General features: G+C 72.8%; 15 protein-coding genes. 7 read left to right on the top strand and 8 right to left on the bottom strand.

The window, feature by feature from the left end; translation table 11 throughout:
- Nucleotides 1-94 precede the first annotated feature (94 nt).
- Complete coding sequence (locus ACSQ2D_RS11975; RefSeq protein WP_435986168.1) at nucleotides 95-1,024, top strand: hypothetical protein; 930 nt, start codon at nucleotides 95-97, stop codon at nucleotides 1,022-1,024.
- A 140-nt stretch (nucleotides 1,025-1,164) separates the two neighbouring features.
- The gene (locus ACSQ2D_RS11970; protein WP_435986167.1) at nucleotides 1,165-2,157 is read left to right on the top strand and encodes an RNA polymerase subunit sigma-70; all 993 of its coding nucleotides are present in this window, start codon (nucleotides 1,165-1,167) and stop codon (nucleotides 2,155-2,157) included.
- Between the two features lie 90 nt (nucleotides 2,158-2,247).
- On the opposite strand, the gene ACSQ2D_RS11965 is transcribed toward ACSQ2D_RS11970, so the two are convergent.
- From ACSQ2D_RS11965 to ACSQ2D_RS11945, 5 genes are read right to left on the bottom strand one after another with little or no spacing between them, the layout of a single operon-like run.
- On the bottom strand, nucleotides 2,248-3,621 hold the full coding sequence (locus ACSQ2D_RS11965) for an MFS transporter (protein WP_435986166.1): 1,374 nt from the start codon (nucleotides 3,619-3,621) through the stop codon (nucleotides 2,248-2,250).
- A gap of 57 nt (nucleotides 3,622-3,678) precedes the next feature.
- A complete protein-coding gene (locus ACSQ2D_RS11960; RefSeq protein WP_435986165.1) occupies nucleotides 3,679-4,554 on the bottom strand; it encodes an EamA family transporter in 876 nt (291 codons plus the stop codon).
- Nucleotides 4,551-5,345 carry a C40 family peptidase gene (locus ACSQ2D_RS11955; protein WP_435986164.1) on the bottom strand — a complete coding sequence of 265 codons (795 nt, stop codon included), beginning with the start codon at nucleotides 5,343-5,345 and terminating at the stop codon, nucleotides 4,551-4,553. The genes ACSQ2D_RS11960 and ACSQ2D_RS11955 overlap by 4 nt, the downstream gene beginning before the upstream one ends.
- A 34-nt stretch (nucleotides 5,346-5,379) precedes the next feature.
- Complete coding sequence (locus tag ACSQ2D_RS11950) at nucleotides 5,380-5,958, bottom strand: hypothetical protein (protein ID WP_435986163.1); 579 nt, start codon at nucleotides 5,956-5,958, stop codon at nucleotides 5,380-5,382.
- Nucleotides 5,958-7,136, bottom strand: a complete 1,179-nt coding sequence (locus ACSQ2D_RS11945; RefSeq protein ID WP_435986162.1) for a C39 family peptidase — start codon at nucleotides 7,134-7,136, stop codon at nucleotides 5,958-5,960. The genes ACSQ2D_RS11950 and ACSQ2D_RS11945 overlap by 1 nt, the downstream gene beginning before the upstream one ends.
- Nucleotides 7,137-7,273: 137 nt before the next feature.
- Between ACSQ2D_RS11945 and ACSQ2D_RS11940 the strand changes: the two genes are divergently transcribed.
- From ACSQ2D_RS11940 to ACSQ2D_RS11930, 3 genes are all read left to right on the top strand, one after another.
- Nucleotides 7,274-7,591, top strand: coding sequence for a hypothetical protein (locus ACSQ2D_RS11940; RefSeq protein ID WP_435986161.1), 318 nt, complete (start codon nucleotides 7,274-7,276; stop codon nucleotides 7,589-7,591).
- A 190-nt stretch (nucleotides 7,592-7,781) separates the two neighbouring features.
- A complete protein-coding gene (locus tag ACSQ2D_RS11935; protein WP_435986160.1) occupies nucleotides 7,782-9,440 on the top strand; it encodes an FAD-dependent oxidoreductase in 1,659 nt (552 codons plus the stop codon).
- A 19-nt stretch (nucleotides 9,441-9,459) separates the two neighbouring features.
- The gene (locus tag ACSQ2D_RS11930; RefSeq protein ID WP_435986159.1) at nucleotides 9,460-10,863 is read left to right on the top strand and encodes an ATP-binding protein; all 1,404 of its coding nucleotides are present in this window, start codon (nucleotides 9,460-9,462) and stop codon (nucleotides 10,861-10,863) included.
- Nucleotides 10,864-10,938: 75 nt separating this feature from the next.
- Here the strand turns inward: ACSQ2D_RS11930 and ACSQ2D_RS11925 are convergent, their stop codons facing one another.
- From ACSQ2D_RS11925 to ACSQ2D_RS11915, 3 genes are read right to left on the bottom strand one after another with little or no spacing between them, the layout of a single operon-like run.
- Nucleotides 10,939-11,625: an MBL fold metallo-hydrolase gene (locus tag ACSQ2D_RS11925; RefSeq protein WP_435986158.1), complete on the bottom strand. Its 687-nt coding sequence runs from the start codon at nucleotides 11,623-11,625 to the stop codon at nucleotides 10,939-10,941.
- 2 nt (nucleotides 11,626-11,627) lie between these two features.
- Nucleotides 11,628-12,329, bottom strand: coding sequence for a maleylpyruvate isomerase family mycothiol-dependent enzyme (locus ACSQ2D_RS11920; RefSeq protein WP_435986157.1), 702 nt, complete (start codon nucleotides 12,327-12,329; stop codon nucleotides 11,628-11,630).
- Complete coding sequence (locus tag ACSQ2D_RS11915) at nucleotides 12,326-14,176, bottom strand: glycoside hydrolase family 15 protein (protein WP_435986156.1); 1,851 nt, start codon at nucleotides 14,174-14,176, stop codon at nucleotides 12,326-12,328. Before ACSQ2D_RS11915 ends, ACSQ2D_RS11920 begins: the two co-directional genes overlap by 4 nt.
- A 128-nt stretch (nucleotides 14,177-14,304) precedes the next feature.
- On the opposite strand from ACSQ2D_RS11915, the gene uvrA reads away from it, so the two are divergent.
- Both uvrA and ACSQ2D_RS11905 read left to right on the top strand, forming a co-directional pair.
- The gene (gene uvrA / locus ACSQ2D_RS11910) at nucleotides 14,305-17,496 is read left to right on the top strand and encodes an excinuclease ABC subunit UvrA (RefSeq protein ID WP_435986155.1); all 3,192 of its coding nucleotides are present in this window, start codon (nucleotides 14,305-14,307) and stop codon (nucleotides 17,494-17,496) included.
- Complete coding sequence (locus tag ACSQ2D_RS11905) at nucleotides 17,493-18,083, top strand: Rieske (2Fe-2S) protein (protein WP_435986154.1); 591 nt, start codon at nucleotides 17,493-17,495, stop codon at nucleotides 18,081-18,083. The genes uvrA and ACSQ2D_RS11905 overlap by 4 nt, the downstream gene beginning before the upstream one ends.
- Nucleotides 18,084-18,210: the final 127 nt, after the last annotated feature.

Here is an 18,210-nt window from a genome sequence, read left to right as displayed (position 1 = left end):
AATCACCTCGTGACGTTGCCGCCGGTGGCCGATGACGACGAGTAGGGTCCGAGCATCGGGGGAAGAGGTCCTCCGACGAGCACAGGGGAACCTCATGAGGACACGACTTCGCACCGCGGCCGCCGGGCTCGCGCTGACACTCGCATCGACCCTCGGCGTCGTCGCCGCGAGTCCCGCCAGCGCGATCGAGCCGGTCGGCTTCGCCAAGGTCAGCAGCTGCGCCGATCCGCAGCTCAACGCGTTCGACAACTGGTCGGGGCACACGCTCGGCGCCTACAAGGACACCAACTGGGTGCCGCAGGGGATGACCTACGACTCCAACGGCGACTACCTCTACGTCTCGATGTACCACCGCGACGCCCTCGAGGTGCCGCGCGTCGTCGTCTACAAGCGGTCGACGTCCGCGTGGGTCAAGACGATCGAGCTGAGCGGGGTCCCCAAGAAGGGGCACGCGGGTGGTGTGACCATCGGGCGGGGCAACCTCTACGTCTCCGACAGCGAGGGCGGTGCCTACGTCTACCGCATCCCGATCGACCGCATCCGGGCCGTCCCCGCGGGCGCGCGCCGGGCCGTGTCGTATGCCGCGCGGTACACCATGGGCGGCCTGACGCACGCCTCGTACGTCGACTACTACGGCGGCAACCTCTACGTCGGGGACTTCTACTCCAACCTCATGCGCCGCTACGCGACGTCGAGCGCGGGCTACGTGACCGTGACGTCGAACGCGGCCTACGGCACGCCCTCGATCGTCCAGGGCGTGCAGGTCACCGGCAGCCACTTCGTCTTCAGCCGCTCGTGGGGTCGGGACAACCTGAGCAAGGTGACGACGCAGGTGCGGTCCACGGGTGCCCGCTCGAGCCACAACACGCTGCCGATGATGGAGGGGATCGTCTGGGCCCCGCAGTCGGCCGGCTCGTCGGTCAAGCGGCTCTACTCCGTCTTCGAGTCGACCTCCAAGGAGTACGCCGACTCGAACTGCCGCACCCACGCGATCTGGAGCGCCTCCAGCGGCTACATCCTCTGAGGCACGGCACGCCCCCTGTCGTCTCGGACGAGTGACAGGGGGCCGCCCGCTCCGCACGACCCTGGGCGCCGGTGATGAGTTGTGGGCCCGGCAGCCGTCTCACCTACGACAGGAACACGGTGAGACGGAAGTATGACGTGATGAGCGCGGACGTACGGGTGGACGAGCTGGACGAGCTGGACAAGGTCGACGAGCCGGCCTTCTCGGGAACGGTGGAGCGACACCGCCGGGAGCTGCACGTGCACTGCTACCGGATGCTCGGGTCCTTCGAGGACGCCGAGGACGCCGTGCAGGAGACGTTCCTGCGTGCGTGGCGCCGGAGAGAGACCTTCGAGGGGCGCTCCACGTTCCGGGCCTGGCTCTACCGGATCGCGACGAACACCTGTCTGGACCTGCTCGCCAAGCGCCGCCCGACGGCCGCCACCGGCGGTGAGGTGCCGTGGCTCCAGCCGTATCCGGACCGGCTGCTCGACGAGCTGCCCGCCGACGGCGGGGACGAGCCGGAAGCCGTCGCCCTCGCGCGCGAGACGATCGAGCTGGCCTATCTCGTCGCGGTCCAGCACCTCGCGCCCCGCGCACGGGCCGTGCTCATCCTGCGCGACGTGCTCGGCTGGCCGGCCAAGGACGTCGGGGACCTGCTCGGGGACTCCGTGAACTCGGTGAACAGCGCGCTGCAGCGCGCCCGCGCAGGACTGCGGGAGCACCTGCCGGCGGAGCGCCAGGACTGGACCGGCGGCGACGAGGACGCGGGCACGCGAGAGCTCGTGCGCCGCTACACGGAGGCCAGCGTGGCCAAGGACATCGACGGGCTGGCTGCCCTGGTGCAGGACGACGTCCGCTGCTCGATGCCGCCCACCCCGGGGCTGTTCGTGGGCCGCGAGGCCGTCCTGCAGGACTGGGTCGAGGGCGGCTTCGAGGAGCTGGGACACCTGCGCACCGTCCCCACCGCCCTGAACCGGCAGCCCGCCGTGGCCTTCTACCTCTGGCAGGAGGCGGAGGCCGCGTACCTGCCGCTGACGGTGGACGCGCTGCGCGTCACGGGCGGGGCCGTCGCCGAGATCACCACGTTCCACGCCGACCGGTTCCCGTGCCTGGGGCTGCCGGAGCGCCTGCCGGCCCTCGGCACGGAGTAGGCGACCTCTGACCGGGCGACGATCGCGGGCGACGAGGTTCCGGGCGGAGGACGGCGCCCGTCCCGGCGCTCGTCCCGGCGCTCGCGGTCGTCAGCGGACCCGGTGGGCGACGACCCAGCCGAGCAGGGCGGGCACGGCCATGACGGCGAAGACGACGGCATACGCCCCGGGGACGGCCGACCCCGCTCCGGCGAAGACGATGGCCGAGAGGGCGATCGCCGTCGCGGCCCCCGACGAGTCGCCGATCTGCAGGGCCGAGCTGACGAAGCCCTGCTCGGTCGACTCGGCCCGGGCGAGCGCCTGGGCCGTGACGCGGGGGTAGAGCGTCCCGATCCCGAGGCCGACGACGGGGAAGAGGGCGATGACGACCCACGTCGGCGCGTCGAGCGCCACCGCGCCGGCCAGGGCGAGGAGGGCGAGCGCGATCGCGGCGAGGGAGACGGCCGCGGTGCGACCGATCTCGAAGCGCCGGTCCCACCGTCCCTGGACCCACGACCCGGCGAACCACGTGACGCCCGTGACGGTGAGTGCGACGCCCGCGAGGCTGGGGCTGAGGCCGTCGCGTTCGGTCAGGAGACGGGGCAGGTAGACCTCGGCGCCGCTGAAGGCGGCGAAGGCGAGCGCGCGCAGGGCGATGTCGGTCGGCAGCCCACGGGCGGCCCGCAACGTCCCCCGCGGTGTGAGCGGCAGCAGGGTGAGGCCCACGACGACGAGGGCGAGCACCGCGAGGGTGACGCCGACGGCGTCGAGACGCTCGGCGGCCGCGTTGAGACCGAGCACGGCGACGGCCAGCACGACCGACGCGGCGATCGACCGCCACCGCCACGGCACGTCGACGACGTCCTGCCGCAGGCCGGTGATGATGCGGCCGAGCAGCACGGCCGCCACGACGAGGACGACGAGCGCCAGCCCGAAGACCCAGCGCCAGCCGATCGTCTCGGTGATGAGGCCGGCCACGAACGGCCCCGCGATCGACGGCACGACCCACGCTGCCGAGAAGCCGGCGAGGATCGCCGTGTGCAGCCGCTGCGGGTAGACGCGTGTCACGAGGACGTAGAGCGCCGTGCTCGTCATCCCGGCGCCGAGGCCCTGCACGACCCGCGCCGCGACGAGGACCCCCATCGAGGGCGCGAGGCCGGCGACCACGAGGCCGGCGGCGAAGAGCACGAGGCCGAGGAGCAGGGGAGGCCGTGGCCCGCGCCGGTCGGCGAGGTTGCCCGACCAGACGATGCTGACGATCCCCGACGCGAGCGTTGCCGTGAAGGCCATCGCGTAGAGCGAGGCACCGTCGAGGTCGTGGGCGATCGTCGGCATGACGGTCGTCAGGGCCAGGGCCTCGAAGGCGTGCAGGGACACGAGCGCGAGCACGCCGATGGTCGTGGCCCGCAGGGCCGGCGCCATGATGCCGCCGCCCTCGTCGGGGACGGTCGTGCCGGTGTCAGGGCGCATCGTGCTGGAGGTCATCCGGCGACGGTAGGACCTCACGCGCACTTGAGGTCAAGCAGTCGGCCACACGGCGCATCAACCCGGCCCCATCGCGGCGTCCGGCGACTCGGGCCGGGACTGGGCGCCGAGCACGATGACGCTCGCGAGCACGACGAGCGCCATGCCCGCGACCTGTCCCCGGTCGAGCACCTGGTCGAGGACGACGAAGCCGGCCACGGCCGCGACGACCGGCTCGAGGCTGAGCAGGATGCCGAACACGCGCTGCGCGAGGTGACGCAGCGCGACGAGCTCGAGCGAGTAGGGCAGCACCGACGACAGGACGGCGATGCCGAGGCCGAGCGCGACGTCACGCGGCGTCCAGCGGTCGACGGAGGTCAGACCGAGCGGGGCCACCGCGACCGTCGACACGATGAGGGCGAGCGCAAGGCCGTCGAGGCCCCCGAACGCCTTGCCGGTGCGCTGGCTGAGGACGATGTAGGCCGCCCACATGACGCCCGCCAGTGCCGCGAACCCGACGCCGACGAGGTCGAGCCGGTCCCACGACGTGTGCAGCACCCCGGAGACGAGCACGACGCCGAGGGCCGCCGCCGCGACGGCCACGACGTCCCGCGGCCGACGGCTCAGGGCGGCCGCGAGCCCGAGCGGGCCGAGGAACTCGATCGTCACCGCGACCCCGATGGGCAGGTGGGCCAGGGAGGCGTAGAACGAGGTGTTCATCGCCGCGAGCGCCAGCCCGAAGAGCACGACGGTGCCCCAGTCGGACCGGCTGCGCCCCCGCCACGAGGGCCGCGCGACGGCATACAGGATGACCATCGCGAAGAAGAGGCGCAGCAGCACCGAGCCGGGCGCCCCGATGCGGGGGACGAGCGTGGCGGCGAAGGCGCCGCCGAACTGGACGGAGACGACGCCGCCGAGGACGAGAAGGGGAGCAGTGCGGTGGTCGACGCTCACGGCATCGGCAGGCGCCCGGCGGCGACGAGGGTGGCGACGCGTTCGGCGGGCAGGTCCTCCTCGACGAGGACGCCGCCGGTCTCCGAGGCGTGGACCATGCGACCGGGGCGCACGACGATGCCGACGTGGTGGATGCGCCGACCGGGCCGGGCGAAGAAGTAGAGGTCGCCCGCCTGCACGGCGTCGAGCTCGACCGGCGTCGCGAGCTCCGCCTGGGCGTACGCGTCGCGCGCGACGACGACGCCGAGGAGGCGCCACGTGTGCAGCACGAGACCGGAGCAGTCGAAGCCGAGCGGCGAGACGCCCGACCAGAGGTAGGGCAGCCCGAGGTGGCGGCGGGCCTCGGCGACGGCCGCGTGCGTGTCGTCCCCGTCTGCCGCGCCCGCCGCGTCGAGGACGGGCGTCGGCCCCTCCACCAGGGGGTCGGTCGCGGGTGCCAGGTGGGCCGACGGCACCCAACCCGGGTAGCCCCGGTCGTCCTTCGGGGAGAGCTGCCACGGCGCGACGACGTGCGACCAGGCGCCGGACTCGGCGGTGTCGGTGACGACGACGGGCTCGCCGGCGAGCAGCTGCGACTCGACGCGGCCGTGCAGGCCGAGTCGCCCCTGGCCCGACTCGTCGTCGGAGGCGTGCGCGTCGAGCGCCGCGAGCCAGCCGGCGGCATCGGGCTCGTCGGCGACGACGGGCGCGTCGACGGGCCGGGGGCTCCCGGGACTGGACCACACCGTCGTCACGGGGACGCGGACGAGGTGGGTGGCGGTGACGGCGTGGACGGCGACGGACGAGCTCACGCCCGTCATCCTCGCACCACGCTCCGTGCCTCGCTCACGCCGGCCAGGCGCTGGACCCCGCGACGTGCACGGACCGGCCTCCGACGGTCACCTCCCACACGAGGTGCTCGGGCGTGCGCTCCCACGTCAGGGTCGGCTCGCCCGTGACCACGCCGTCGGGCGCACCGACGGCGGCCACGGCCGTGGCCGTGATCGTCGGCGGGTCGGTCCAGAGGAGTGCCGGGGGACACGACTCGAGGTCGCCCTCGTGGCGCTGGAACGTCGACCACCGGCGTATGCGTGCAGCGGGCTCGCGCGCGTCGGCGCGGTCCGCGGGTGGCGGGCTCGTCTCGACGTCGACGAGCGCGAAACCGGCGAGGCGGTCGCCGGTCGTGACCGGCACGAACCACGTAGAGACCCCGGCGGCCGGGCCGCCTGACGAGCCCGACGGGCCCGACGACGTCGGCGGGGCCGGCGCCCGGACCGGCACCGGCCGGCCGACGACGCCCCGGCCGTGGACGAGCGGACCGACCCGACCCACGTCCGCGACGAGCCGCAGCGTCGCCGTCCGGGCCTGCGCCGCGAGCGAACCCTCGTCGGGCAGCTCGCTCGTCCGGTCGGCGTCGCGCTCCATCAGGCCAGTGTGACCTGCGCGGTGAAAGTGCGGCGGTACGTCGTGGCGTCGAAGTTCTCCCACCGCGTGACGACACCGGCGTTGGGCGGCCACGGGTCGAAGACGGTGAGCCCACGGTCGGTGGCGGTGAGGAGCAGCCAGCCGGTCTCGGAGTAGCCGACGACGGTGCGCGAGTGGCCCGGGACGAAGCTGACGAGCGGCCGGTTGGCGTTGATCTCGCTGACGAACCGCGAGAAGGGGTTCGTCGTGTACATCGTCGCGTCGAGGGCGTTGCTGCTGAGCCGCTCGAGGACGGTGACGACGAGCGCGTCGTTCGCGTACGGCAGTCCCGTCGGGCTCGCGAGCGTCCCGAGCCCGAGCTCGGCGGCGATGCGGACCTGACCGTACTCGTAGCGGTAGAAGTCGAGGACCATCTGGACGCTCGCGGCGACGCACCACACGTTCGTCTGCTGGCCCCGCAGCTCGTAGCAGACCTGGTGGTCGCTGTTGCGCGTGCTGTAGTGCAGGTCCCGGCGGCGGGTGCGCAGCAGGATGTCGACGGTGTCGACGACGGAGACCGTGTAGCGGTCCCGGTCGAGGCGCTCGACGAGCCGCGACAGCTCGCCGACCGTGGTGTCGTAGCGCGCGGTCCGGGACTCGCGCGCCTTCGCCGTGAGGCTCCCGAGGAGGGACCAGCGCTCGAAGTTCCCCGGGGGAGCGCCGCGCTCGCGCTTGCTCGCCGGCGGCACGACCTCCCACGTGTGCAGCTCGAGCATCGCGACCTCGCGGCCCTCGCGCAGGAGCTGGAGCGCGAGCTTGGGGTGGCTGTAGTCGACGAAGCGGACCTCGTCGACCTCGACCTGGGTGCCGTCGTTCTGCTTGGCGAGCACCTCGAGGGCCTGCTCGACGAGACGCTCGGGCTCCCAGACGGCGTCGGGCGACGCGGCGACGAGGACGGCGCCCATCGCGGGACTGGCCCCGACGTCGAGGTAGCCGCGAGCCTTCCTGCCGCTGAGACGGGCCCGCCAGAAGAGGACGTCTCCCGAGAGGTCGTGCACTGGTGTCGCGGCCGGTTCGACGTCGGCTCCCGCGAGCGAGCGCGGGAGCGCGTCGACACTGAGCAGGAGGCTGGCGTGGGCGACGGCGAGCGCGACGTGGCGCTCGGACTCCTGGCTGACGACGGGGGTGGTGACGGACATGGTGGCTCCTTCGCACGGTTGCCGGTCAGTGGCCGCCGATGCGTTGCCTGATACCTGCCTGTCTCTTCCCTCACGAATCGGTGTGGACCTGCGCGAGGTACTGGTCCGCGGGCTCCCGGACCCGTACCGTCAGAGGTATGGAAGAGCGAATCACCCTCGAGGGATTCGATCCCCCGAAGAACCGACGTCACGGCCCCGACGGAGACCTCGTCGACGTCCAGGGCTGGCTGCACGCTCCCGTCGACTGGATCGGCGGGCCCCGTCTGGAGCGGGCCTGGCGCGAGCGCCACGGCCGGTCGCGCCTCGGTGTCGGCCTCTCCGTCGCGGGCAACCCGCGACGCCACATCCTCCTGACCAACGTCCCGCCGGACCTCGACTTCCTCCGGTCCGAGCTCGAGTCGCTCATCGCGGAGCTCGACCCCGACGCGACGTCGGACCTCGAGGACGCCCAGTAGCCGGACGCCACGCGGCAGCGGCGCCCTGGGCGCCGGGGCCGCCGCGGGCGCCGGCCGACGCGGCCACCTCACCCGCGTGCCCGGTTCGTGACGTCGTGCCCCGGTCCGCCCCTCTCGTCCCTCTCACCTCGACGGGGTGAACCGGCCCGACTCACCCCCACGCGCCGGGTCCCGCTCGTACGCTGAGCGCGTGGCGAGACCCGCGATCATCACCGTGGACGACGACGCGCCGGTCTCGGCCGCGATCGCCAGGGACCTGCGGGCCCGCTACGGCGCCGAGCACCGCATCCTGCGCGCCTCCTCCGGGGCCGAGGCTCTCGACCTGGTGGCCCGCCTCGTCCTGCGCGGTCAGCCCCTCGCGCTCGTCGCCTCCGACCAGCGGATGCCCGGGATGACCGGCATCGAGCTGCTGGCGCGGGTGCGCGTCGACGTCCCGGACGCGAAGCTGCTGCTGCTCACGGCGTATGCCGACACGGACGTCGCGATCTCGGCCATCAACGACATCGGGCTCGACCACTACCTCCTCAAGCCGTGGGACCCGCCCGAGGACCGGCTCTACCCCGTCGTCGACGACCTGCTCTCCGACTGGCACAACGCGCATCCGGAGCGCGCGTCCGACGTCCGCGTCGTCGGCCACCGGTGGTCGGAGGCGAGCCACCTCGTCAAGACCTTCCTCGCCAACAACCACGTGCCCTACGTCTGGCTCGACGTCGAGCGCGACGCGGAAGGGGCCAGGCTGCGCGACCTCGCCGACGCCGGCCCGGAGGACCTGCCGCTCGTCCTCGTCCCCGACGGCGACACGCTCCGCGCGCCGACGCCCGTCGCCGTCGCGACGGCCCTGGGGCTGCGCACCCGGGCCGAGCGCGCGCTCTACGACCTCTGCATCGTCGGCGGCGGACCGGCGGGGCTCGCCGCCGCGGTCTACGCCGCGTCCGAGGGGCTGAGCACCGTCGTCGTCGAGCACGACGCCCCGGGCGGCCAGGCCGGGCAGAGCGCGGCGATCGAGAACTACCTCGGCTTCCCGCGGGGGCTCTCCGGTGCCGACCTCGCCCAGCGGGCCATCGCGCAGGCCCGCCGCTTCGGTGCCGAGATGGTCCTCGCGCGTGACGTCGTGGCGCTGGAGCAGCGCGGACCCGTCCGCGCCGTCCGGCTCGACGGCGCCGACGACATCGAGGCGCGCAGCGTCGTGCTCGCGACCGGCGTCTCCTACCGGCGGCTCGAGGCGCCGGGTCTCGACGCGCTCGCCGGACGCGGTGTCCACTACGGGTCCAACGCCGGCCAGGCCGCGGCGTGCGAGGGTGACGAGGTCTACGTCGTCGGGGCCGCCAACTCCGCGGGCCAGGCGGTCCTCAACCTCGCCCGGCACGCCCGCCGCGTCACCCTCGTCGTGCGCGGTGAGTCGCTCGAGGCGAGCATGTCGCAGTACCTCGTCGAGCGGATCCGCGCCGACGAGCGGATCCGCGTGCTGTGCCGCACCGAGGTCGTCGGCGCCGACGGGGACGGCCACCTCGAGCGGCTGACCCTCGGGGACCGGCACACGGGCGCCACGACGGAGGTCGAGGCCGCCTGGCTCTTCGTCTACATCGGCGCCTCGCCGCGCACCGACTGGCTCGGTGCCGACGTCGTGCGCGACGAGCACGGCTTCGTCGTCACCGGCCACGACCTCGTCACCGGGCAGCAGGCCCACGGGTGGACGCTCGCCCGTCCGCCGTTCGCGCTGGAGACGAGCCTGCCGGGCGTCTTCGCGGCGGGCGACGTGCGCTCGGACTCGATGAAGCGCGTCGCGTCCGCCGTCGGCGAGGGCTCGATGTCGGTCTACTTCGTCCACCGCTACCTCGCCACGATCTGACCGGCAGACGGGACCCGCGATGCTCGAGCTCTCCGACCTCCGCACGGTGCCGCTCTTCGACGGGCTGGACGACGACCAGCTCGTGCAGCTGCTCGACGGGGGCTCCGAGGTGCCGATCGTCCCCGGCGAGGTGGTCTGGCTCGAGGGGGACCGCGCCGACTACTGGTGGGTCGTCGTCGACGGGTCGCTCGACCTCTCGCGCCACATCGGCCGCGAGGACGTCGTCGTCGGCCGGATGGACGTGCCGGGCCGCTGGGCCGGTGGGTTCCGGGCCTGGGACGAGCACGGCGTCTACCTCGCGACGGCTCGGGGCGTCGCGCCCGGGCGGCTCCTGCGGGTCCCGGCGCAACGCCTCCACGAGCTCGCCAACGTCTGGTTCCCCTTCGCCGCGCACCTCGTCGCCGGCCTCTACGGCACGGCCCGGTCGATCGAGGCGACGGCCCGGCAGCGCAGCGGCCTCGTGACGCTCGGGACCCTCGCCGCCGGTCTGGCCCATGAGATCAACAACCCCGCCGCGGCCGCGGCCCGGTCGTCCGCCGAGCTCGAGCACGCCTGCGACGGTCTGCTCGACGCCTTGCGCCAGATGGCGACGGCCGGTCTGACCGCGGCGCAGTTCGGGGAGCTCGACGCGTTGCGCCGCGAGCTCGAGCCGCCGACGACGCTGCCCGACCCGCTCGAGACGGCCGACCGTGAGGAGGCGCTGGGGGAGTGGCTGGACCGTGCCGGGGTCGAGCGGCCGTGGGAGCTCGCCGCGTCCCTCGTCTCCGCGGGCGCCGACGTCGGCTGGCTCGAGCGGGCCGCCGCCGCGTCCCCGGCCGACGGCCTCGGTGCCTGCCTCGGCTGGGTCGCGCGCACCATCGACGTCGCGTCGCTGCTCGGCGAGGTCCGTGAGTCGACCCGTCGCGTGTCCGAGCTGGTCGCCGGCATCAAGTCCTACTCGCAGATGGACCGCGCCTCGCACCAGCGCGTCGACGTCCGGGAGGGCCTCGAGAGCACGCTGCTCGTCATGGGCCCGCGGCTGCGTCCCGGCGTCACGGTCGTGCGCGACTGGGGCGCCGACGTGCCCCTCGTCGACGGGATGCCGGGCGAGCTCAACCAGGTCTGGACCAACCTCGTCGACAACGCGGTCGACGCCATGGACGGCCACGGCACCCTCCGCGTGACGACGCGCCTCGACGGTGACGCGGTCGTCGTCGAGGTCGCGGACACGGGCACGGGCATGAGCCCGGAGGTCCAGCAGCGCGCCTTCGAGGCGTTCTACACGACGAAGGACGTCGGCCGCGGGACCGGCCTCGGGCTCGACATCGCGCACCGGATCGTCGTCGACCGCCACGGCGGGTCGATCGAGATCGAGTCCCGGCCGGGCGACACCCGCCTGCGGGTGCGCCTGCCGGTCCGCGCCGCCCACCCACCTGCCCCCTGACCGCCCGCCGCGCCGGACGGCATACGCCATCGCGACGTCCTTGGAGGACGTATGCCGTCCGGCCGGCTCAGGCGGTCACCAGCCGCGGGCGCGCCACTCGGCCAGGTGGGGGCGCTCGGCGCCGAGGGTCGAGTCGTCGCCGTGGCCCGGGTAGAACCACGTGTCGTCGTCGTAGACGTCGAAGACGCGGGTCGTGACGTCCTCGATGAGCGAGTCGAAGCTCTGCCCGGGGTTCTTCGTGTTGCCGACGCCGCCGGGGAAGAGGCTGTCGCCCGTGAAGAGGTGGGTGTGCCCACCGGGCGCCGGGTCGGCGTAGGCGAGCGCGATCGAGCCCGGCGTGTGGCCCCGCAGGTGGACCACGTCGAGCGTGACGTCGCCGACGGACACCGTGTCGCCCTGGCCGACGCGCTCGTCGACGGGGACGGGCAGCGCGTCCGCGTCGTCGGCGCCGGCCACGGTGCGGGCGCCGGTCGCGGCGACGACCTCGGCGAGCGCGCCGACGTGGTCGTGGTGCTGGTGGGTCGTGACGACGGTGTCGAGGCCGCCGCCACCGGAGGACACGAGCTCGAGCAGGCGGTCCGGCTCGGCGGCCGCGTCGACGAGCAGCTGCGCGCCGGTGGCGCGACAGGTCAGCAGGTAGGCGTTGTTGCCGAAGCCGCCGACCTCGAGCTTGCGGATCGTGAGGTCGGCGAGCTCGCGGACGCCCGCCGGACCGGTCGCGGTGACGTGGCCGGTGTAGGTGTCGTCGGGTGTGTGCGTCATGGTCAGCCTCCGAAGGGCAGGGTCGGGACGGGGCCGTCGAAGGTCACGCCGTCGGTGCGCCCGCGGGCGAGCCACAGCAGCACGTCGGCGACGGACCCGGTCACCCGTGTCGCGCCGTCCCCGACGACGTGCTCGTCGCCCTCGGTCGTCACGATGTGCAGCGACGGCGGTGCGTCGTCGTGGGCGAGGCGGTTGGCCGCGTCGCGGAGGAAGAGGGACGCGACCTCGGTCGGAGCGCTGGCGAAGGTGTAGCCGGCGTCGAGGTCGACGTGGTGGTAGACGACCTCGCGCAGCCGCATGAACGGCACCATCCCGACCGGGATCGGGAAGCCGCCCGGGGTGCGCTCGACCCGGACGTCGGCGTGCTCGGGACGCAGCGCCTCGAGCCGCTCGGCGAGGCGGGCCGCGGTGTCGCGGATGTCGGTCGCGTGGTCGTGCGCCGAGCGTCGGGCGCCCTGCTCGATGTCGGCGTCACGTGACTCGGTGTCGTCGTACATCGTGTCGGCGGTGCCGGTCAGGGCGACGTCGCACACCCGCACGAGGGCGTCGGCGTTGCGGGCGAGGTGCGCGAGGACGTGGCCGCGCGACCAGCCCGCGCACAGCGAGGGGGCGAGCACGGCGTCGTTGCGGAAGGAGGCCGCCGTCGAGGCGACCCGGTCGGTCTCGGCCGCGACGAGCGCGGGTGTCACGTCGGCGTGCCTCATGCCGTGGCCCTCCCGGGTTGCTTCTCGGTCTCCGTGTCGGACGCCTCGCCCGACGCCTTCGCGAGGGCCAGTGCGGCGCCGACGAGCGTCAGGTGTGAGAACGCCTGCGGGAAGTTGCCCACCATGCGCCCCGCGACGGGGTCGTACTCCTCGGAGAGCAGTCCGACGTCGTTGGTGAGGCCGACGAGCCGGTCCATCAGCTCGGTGGCCTCCGTCCTCATACCCGCCTTGGCGTAGGCGGTCACGAGCCAGAAGGAGCAGGCCAGGAAGGGGTGCTCGTCGCCCGCGAGACCGTCGACGCCGGTGTCGGTGCGGTAGCGCATGACGAGGCCCTCGCGCAGCAGGTCGGACTCGACGGCGGCGATGGTGCCGAGCATCCGCGGGTCGTCGCCCGCCACGAAGCCGATCGACGAGAGCGTCAGCAGCGACGCGTCGACCTCGGTCGTGTCGTAGTGCTGGACGAAGGTGTTGCGCTCGGGGTCGTAGCCCTTGGCCATGACCTCGTCGCGCACCTGGTCGCGCAGCTCGCGCCACAGCTCGACGGGCCCCTCGACTCCGTGCTGCTCGACGGCGCGGATCGCGCGGTCGAACGCGGCCCACACCATGACCCGCGAGTGCGTGAAGTGCCGCAGCGGGCCACGGATCTCCCAGAGGCCGTTGTCGGCCTCCTCCCAGTGCTCGGCGAGGTGGTTGACGAGCGCCCGCTGGAGGTGCCAGGAGTCGTCCGTCTCGACGAGGCCCTTCGACCGGGCGTGGTCGAGCGAGATCATCACCTCGCCGAGGACGTCGGTCTGGCGCTGGTCGACGGCCGCGTTGCCGACGCGCACGGGGCGCGACGCGGCATACCCCGGCAGGTGGTCGAGGACGCGCTCGGGGAGGTCACGGCCCCCGTCGACGCGGTACATGATCTGCATGTCCTCGGGGTCACCGGCGACGGCGCGCAGGAGCCAGTCGCGCCACAGCGCGGTCTCCTCGACGTACCCGCAGCCGAGCAGCGCCTCGAGCGTCAGCGCGGCGTCGCGCAGCCAGCAGAAGCGGTAGTCCCAGTTGCGCTCGCCGCCGAACTCCTCGGGCAGCGACGTCGTGGCCGCGGCGACGATGCCGCCGGTCGCCTGGTGGGTCAGGCCGCGCAGCACGAGGAGCGAGCGCGTCACGGCCTCCTGATAGGGACCGACGTAGTCGCTGCGCGCGGCGTACTCCTCGCTGAGCGCGATCGTCTCGTCGATGCGGGCGCGCACCCGCAGCGGTGGCGGGATCTCCTCGTGGCTGCGGAACCACGTCGTCGAGAAGGTGAGGGTCTGGCCGGCGACGACGTCGAACTCGTCGACGTGGTGGCCGTCCTGGGCGTGGGGGAGGCGGGCGCCGCGCAGGACGAGCATGTCGGGACCGGCGATGGCGGTGATGATCTCGTCGGTGTGGTCCTCGCGGTCGTCCGTGTGGCGCATGACCCACGGGCGGGTGCGGCCGTAGTTGAAGCGCACCGTCCACTCGTGGACCATGCGCACCGTGCCCTCGAGCCCTTCGATCCGGCGCAGCAGGTCGGAGCGCCCGTCGCCGAGCGGCATGACGTCGGTGACGCGGACCCGGCCGGTGGCGGTCTCGTGGATCGTCTCGAGGACGAACGAGTTGCCGACGTAGCGGCGCGTCGTCACGACGTCCGGGTCGACCGGGGCGATGAGCCAGCGACCGTGCTCCGGCGTGCCGAGCAGCGCGGAGAAGCAGGCACGCGAGTCGAAACGGGGGAGGCACAGCCAGTCGACCGAGCCCCGGAGGCTCACGAGGGCGGCGGTGCCGAGGTCGCCGAGCACGGCGTAGTCCTCGATCGGCGTGGGCGCGGGCTCACTCATGAGTGCGAGTATGCCGTCCAGCCGGGTCGGGCGCTCCTGTCGCCCGGGCGCGTGGCGGGGTGGGTACGTCTCGTGTCATGTCCAGCCTTGAGCCGCCGATGGGGGCACTGTCGGTGACCCCACCTAGCATGTTGCGCGTGACTGCTACGCCCACCGGCAACGCCCATTCCCTCGTCGTCCGCGGCGCGCGCGAGCACAACCTGCGCGACGTGTCCGTCGACCTCCCACGCGACAGCCTCATCGTCTTCACCGGGCTCTCGGGGTCGGGCAAGTCGAGCCTCGCGTTCGACACGATCTTCGCGGAGGGGCAGCGTCGCTACGTCGAGTCGCTGTCGGCGTACGCCCGGCAGTTCCTCGGGCAGATGGACAAGCCCGACGTCGACTTCATCGAGGGCCTGTCGCCCGCGGTCTCCATCGACCAGAAGTCGACCAACCGCAACCCGCGCTCGACCGTGGGCACCATCACCGAGGTCTACGACTACCTCCGCCTGCTCTTCGCGCGCGCCGGCCGGCCGCACTGCCCGGTCTGCGGCGAGCCCGTCACCCGGCAGTCGCCGCAGCAGATCGTCGACCAGCTCCTGACGCTCGAGGACCGCACCCGCTTCCAGGTGCTGGCGCCCGTCGTCCAGGGCCGCAAGGGCGAGTTCGTCGACCTCTTCGCCGAGCTCCAGACCAAGGGCTTCTCGCGCGCCCGTGTCGACGGCGAGGTCGTGTCCCTGGCCGAGCCCCCGGCCCTCGAGAAGCAGAAGAAGCACACGATCGAGGTCGTCGTCGACCGCCTCGTGGCCAAGGGCGACGACGCCGGCTCCAAGCGGCGCCTCACCGACTCCGTCGAGACCGCTCTCGGCCTCGCCGGCGGCGTCGTCATCATCGACTTCGTCGACCGCGATGCCAAGGACAAGGAGCGCGAGCGCCGCTTCTCCGAGAAGATGGCCTGCCCCAACAACCACCCGCTCGGCATGGACGAGATCCAGCCGCGGTCCTTCTCGTTCAACTCGCCGTTCGGCGCGTGCACCGAGTGCACGGGCATCGGCACCGAGCTCGAGGTCGATCCCGAGCTCGTCGTGCCCGACGACGACCTGTCGCTCGCCGAGGGAGCCATCGCGCCCTGGGCGCAGGGGTCCGGCTCGGCCGAGTACTTCCAGCGCGTCATGGGCGCGCTCGCCGAGGACATGAAGTTCTCGATGGACGCCCCGTTCCGGGCGCTGCCGGCCCGCGCCAAGGAGGCGCTGCTGCACGGCCAGAACTACAAGGTCCACGTCAAGTACAAGAACCGCTACGGTCGCGACCGCTCCTACACGACCGGCTTCGAGGGCGTCGTCCCGTTCATCAAGCGCCGCCACTCCGAGACCGACTCCGAGTGGAGCCGCGACCGCTACGAGGGCTTCATGCGCGAGGTCCCGTGCCCGGTCTGCAAGGGCGCCCGCCTCAAGCCCGAGTCGCTCGCGGTGCTCGTCGGCGGCAAGAACATCTCCGAGGTCTGCGGGCTCGCGATCAACGAGGCCGCCGGCTTCCTCGACACCGTCGACTTCACGGCGCGCGAGAAGCAGATCGCCGAGCGCGTCATCAAGGAGATCGACGCGCGGCTCGGCTTCCTGCTCGACGTCGGGCTCGACTACCTCTCGCTCGACCGGCCCGCCGGCACCCTCTCCGGTGGCGAGGCCCAGCGCATCCGACTCGCGACCCAGATCGGCTCCGGCCTCGTCGGCGTGCTCTACGTCCTCGACGAGCCCTCGATCGGCCTGCACCAGCGCGACAACCACCGCCTCATCGAGACGCTGACCCGTCTGCGCGACCTCGGCAACACCCTCATCGTCGTCGAGCACGACGAGGACACCATCGCGACGGCCGACTGGGTCGTCGACATCGGCCCCGGCGCGGGTGAGCACGGCGGGCACGTCGTGCACTCCGGCACCGTCAAGGGTCTGCTCGAGCACCCCGACTCGCTGACCGGCATGTACCTCTCCGGCCGCCGCGAGATCCCGTCGCCCGACGTGCGCCGCGGCCACGACGGTCGGCAGATCACGGTCAACGGCGCCCGCGAGAACAACCTCCAGAACGTGTCGGTCGACTTCCCGCTCGGCAACCTCGTGGCCGTCACCGGCGTGTCGGGCTCGGGCAAGTCGACCCTCGTCAACGACATCCTCTACAACGTGCTCGCCAACAAGCTCAACGGTGCGCGCCACGTGCCCGGCCGGCACAAGTCCGTCACGGGCCTCGACCACCTCGACAAGGTCGTCCACGTCGACCAGAGCCCGATCGGACGCACGCCCCGATCGAACCCTGCGACCTACACCGGCGTCTTCGACAACATGCGCAAGCTCTTTGCCGAGACGACGGAGGCCAAGGTGCGCGGCTACCAGCCGGGCCGGTTCTCCTTCAACGTCAAGGGCGGACGCTGTGACGCGTGCTCCGGCGACGGCACGATCAAGATCGAGATGAACTTCCTGCCCGACGTCTACGTCCCGTGCGAGGTGTGCCACGGGGCCCGGTACAACCGGGAGACGCTGGAGGTGCACTTCAAGGGCAAGACGATCGCGGACGTGCTCGACATGCCGATCGAGGAGGCCGCCACGTTCTTCGAGGCGGTTCCCGCGATCGCGCGTCACCTCAAGACCCTCAACGACGTCGGCCTGGGCTACGTGCGCCTCGGCCAGCCGGCGCCGACCCTCTCCGGTGGTGAGGCCCAGCGCGTCAAGCTCGCCAGCGAGCTGCAGAAGCGATCCACCGGACGCACCATCTACGTCCTCGACGAGCCGACCACCGGCCTGCACTTCGAGGACATCCGCAAGCTCCTCGACGTGCTCCAGGGCCTCGTCGACAAGGGCAACACCGTCATCGTCATCGAGCACAACCTCGACGTCATCAAGAACGCCGACTGGATCATCGACATGGGCCCCGAGGGCGGCTCCGGCGGTGGCACGGTCATCGCCGAGGGCACGCCCGAGGACGTCGCCGAGGTGGCCGCCAGCCACACCGGCCGGTTCCTCAAGCCGATCCTCGAGCGCACGGCCCGCACGACGACCCGTGGCCCGGCCCGCACCCGCGCGAAGAAGGCCACGGCCTCCTCGGGCCCTGCGGACTCGGCCGGTTCACAGCGGGCTGACGGCGCGGGCACATCCGCGTCCCGCACCGTGAAGACGGTGAAGACCTCGAAGACGGCGTCGAAGACGGCGACGAAGACGGCGAAGGCACCCACGGCACCGAAGGCGAGCGGTCGCGCACGAGGAGGTGCCACCACCGCCGCTGCGAAGAAGACCACGTCGAGCACCACCGTGAGCAAGACGAGGTCGACCCCGACCCGGAAGAGGAACGCATGACCGAGCGCACGCACTCCAGCACCACCGAGCCGACCAGCAGCACGAGCACCTCCGACAGCCGATCCACCAGCCCATCCACCACCAGCCCATCCACCACCAGCACGGCCGAGCCGAGCCTCGGCGACCGCATCTCGGTCCTCACCGACCGGCGCGGCGTCCTCCGCGTCGCCGGCGTCGTCGTCGGGGCCGGGGCGCTGGCGGCCTGCAGCAGCCCGCCCGTCCCCACGGCTCCGGCCGACTCGTCGCCGAGCAGTGCAGCGGCGCCGGCCTCCGGCGCCACCTCCGACGCGACGTCGGCCGCGGCGGGTGGCACCCCGACGTCCGAGATCCCCGTCGGCGGCGGCACGATCTTCGCCGACACCAAGACCGTCGTCACCCAGCCGGCGGCCGGCACGTTCAAGGCGTTCGACGCGGTGTGCCCGCACCAGGGCTGCACCGTCGGCTCCGTCGAGGGCGGCCAGATCATCTGCCCCTGCCACCAGAGCCACTTCGACGCGTCGACCGGCGACCGTGTGTCCGGTCCGGCACCGACCGGCCTCACGGCCAAGACCATCACGGTCACCGGAGACACCTTCACCGTCAGCTGAGAGCCACCTGCAGTCGTATGCCGTCCGGTCGGCGCCTCCTCGGCGCCGGCCGGGCGTCGTGCGTCCCCCGCCGGACGCCCACCCGGCGGCCCTGCGCCCGCGGCCACACGGCATACGCGAGGACGCC

Source organism: Terrabacter sp. LjRoot27 (assembly GCF_964254175.1).
Classification (GTDB): Bacteria; Actinomycetota; Actinomycetes; order Actinomycetales; family Dermatophilaceae; genus Terrabacter.
The sequence above is the reverse complement of the archived record's forward strand: the minus strand, read 5'-3'. Positions and strand labels throughout refer to the sequence as shown.

What these genes read in the sequence shown, in the direction of transcription:
- ACSQ2D_RS11905 (WP_435986154.1), top strand. Translation starts at nt 17,493, where the DNA reads ATGACCGAGCGCACGCACTCCAGCACCACCGAGCCGACCAGCAGCACG.
- uvrA (WP_435986155.1), top strand. Translation starts at nt 14,305, where the DNA reads ATGTTGCGCGTGACTGCTACGCCCACCGGCAACGCCCATTCCCTCGTC.
- ACSQ2D_RS11920 (WP_435986157.1), bottom strand. Translation starts at nt 12,329, where the DNA reads ATGAGGCACGCCGACGTGACACCCGCGCTCGTCGCGGCCGAGACCGAC.
- ACSQ2D_RS11965 (WP_435986166.1), bottom strand. Translation starts at nt 3,621, where the DNA reads ATGACCTCCAGCACGATGCGCCCTGACACCGGCACGACCGTCCCCGAC.
- ACSQ2D_RS11970 (WP_435986167.1), top strand. Translation starts at nt 1,165, where the DNA reads ATGAGCGCGGACGTACGGGTGGACGAGCTGGACGAGCTGGACAAGGTC.
- ACSQ2D_RS11940 (WP_435986161.1), top strand. Translation starts at nt 7,274, where the DNA reads ATGGAAGAGCGAATCACCCTCGAGGGATTCGATCCCCCGAAGAACCGA.
- ACSQ2D_RS11925 (WP_435986158.1), bottom strand. Translation starts at nt 11,625, where the DNA reads ATGACGCACACACCCGACGACACCTACACCGGCCACGTCACCGCGACC.
- ACSQ2D_RS11975 (WP_435986168.1), top strand. Translation starts at nt 95, where the DNA reads ATGAGGACACGACTTCGCACCGCGGCCGCCGGGCTCGCGCTGACACTC.
- ACSQ2D_RS11945 (WP_435986162.1), bottom strand. Translation starts at nt 7,136, where the DNA reads ATGTCCGTCACCACCCCCGTCGTCAGCCAGGAGTCCGAGCGCCACGTC.
- ACSQ2D_RS11915 (WP_435986156.1), bottom strand. Translation starts at nt 14,176, where the DNA reads ATGAGTGAGCCCGCGCCCACGCCGATCGAGGACTACGCCGTGCTCGGC.
- ACSQ2D_RS11930 (WP_435986159.1), top strand. Translation starts at nt 9,460, where the DNA reads ATGCTCGAGCTCTCCGACCTCCGCACGGTGCCGCTCTTCGACGGGCTG.
- ACSQ2D_RS11950 (WP_435986163.1), bottom strand. Translation starts at nt 5,958, where the DNA reads ATGGAGCGCGACGCCGACCGGACGAGCGAGCTGCCCGACGAGGGTTCG.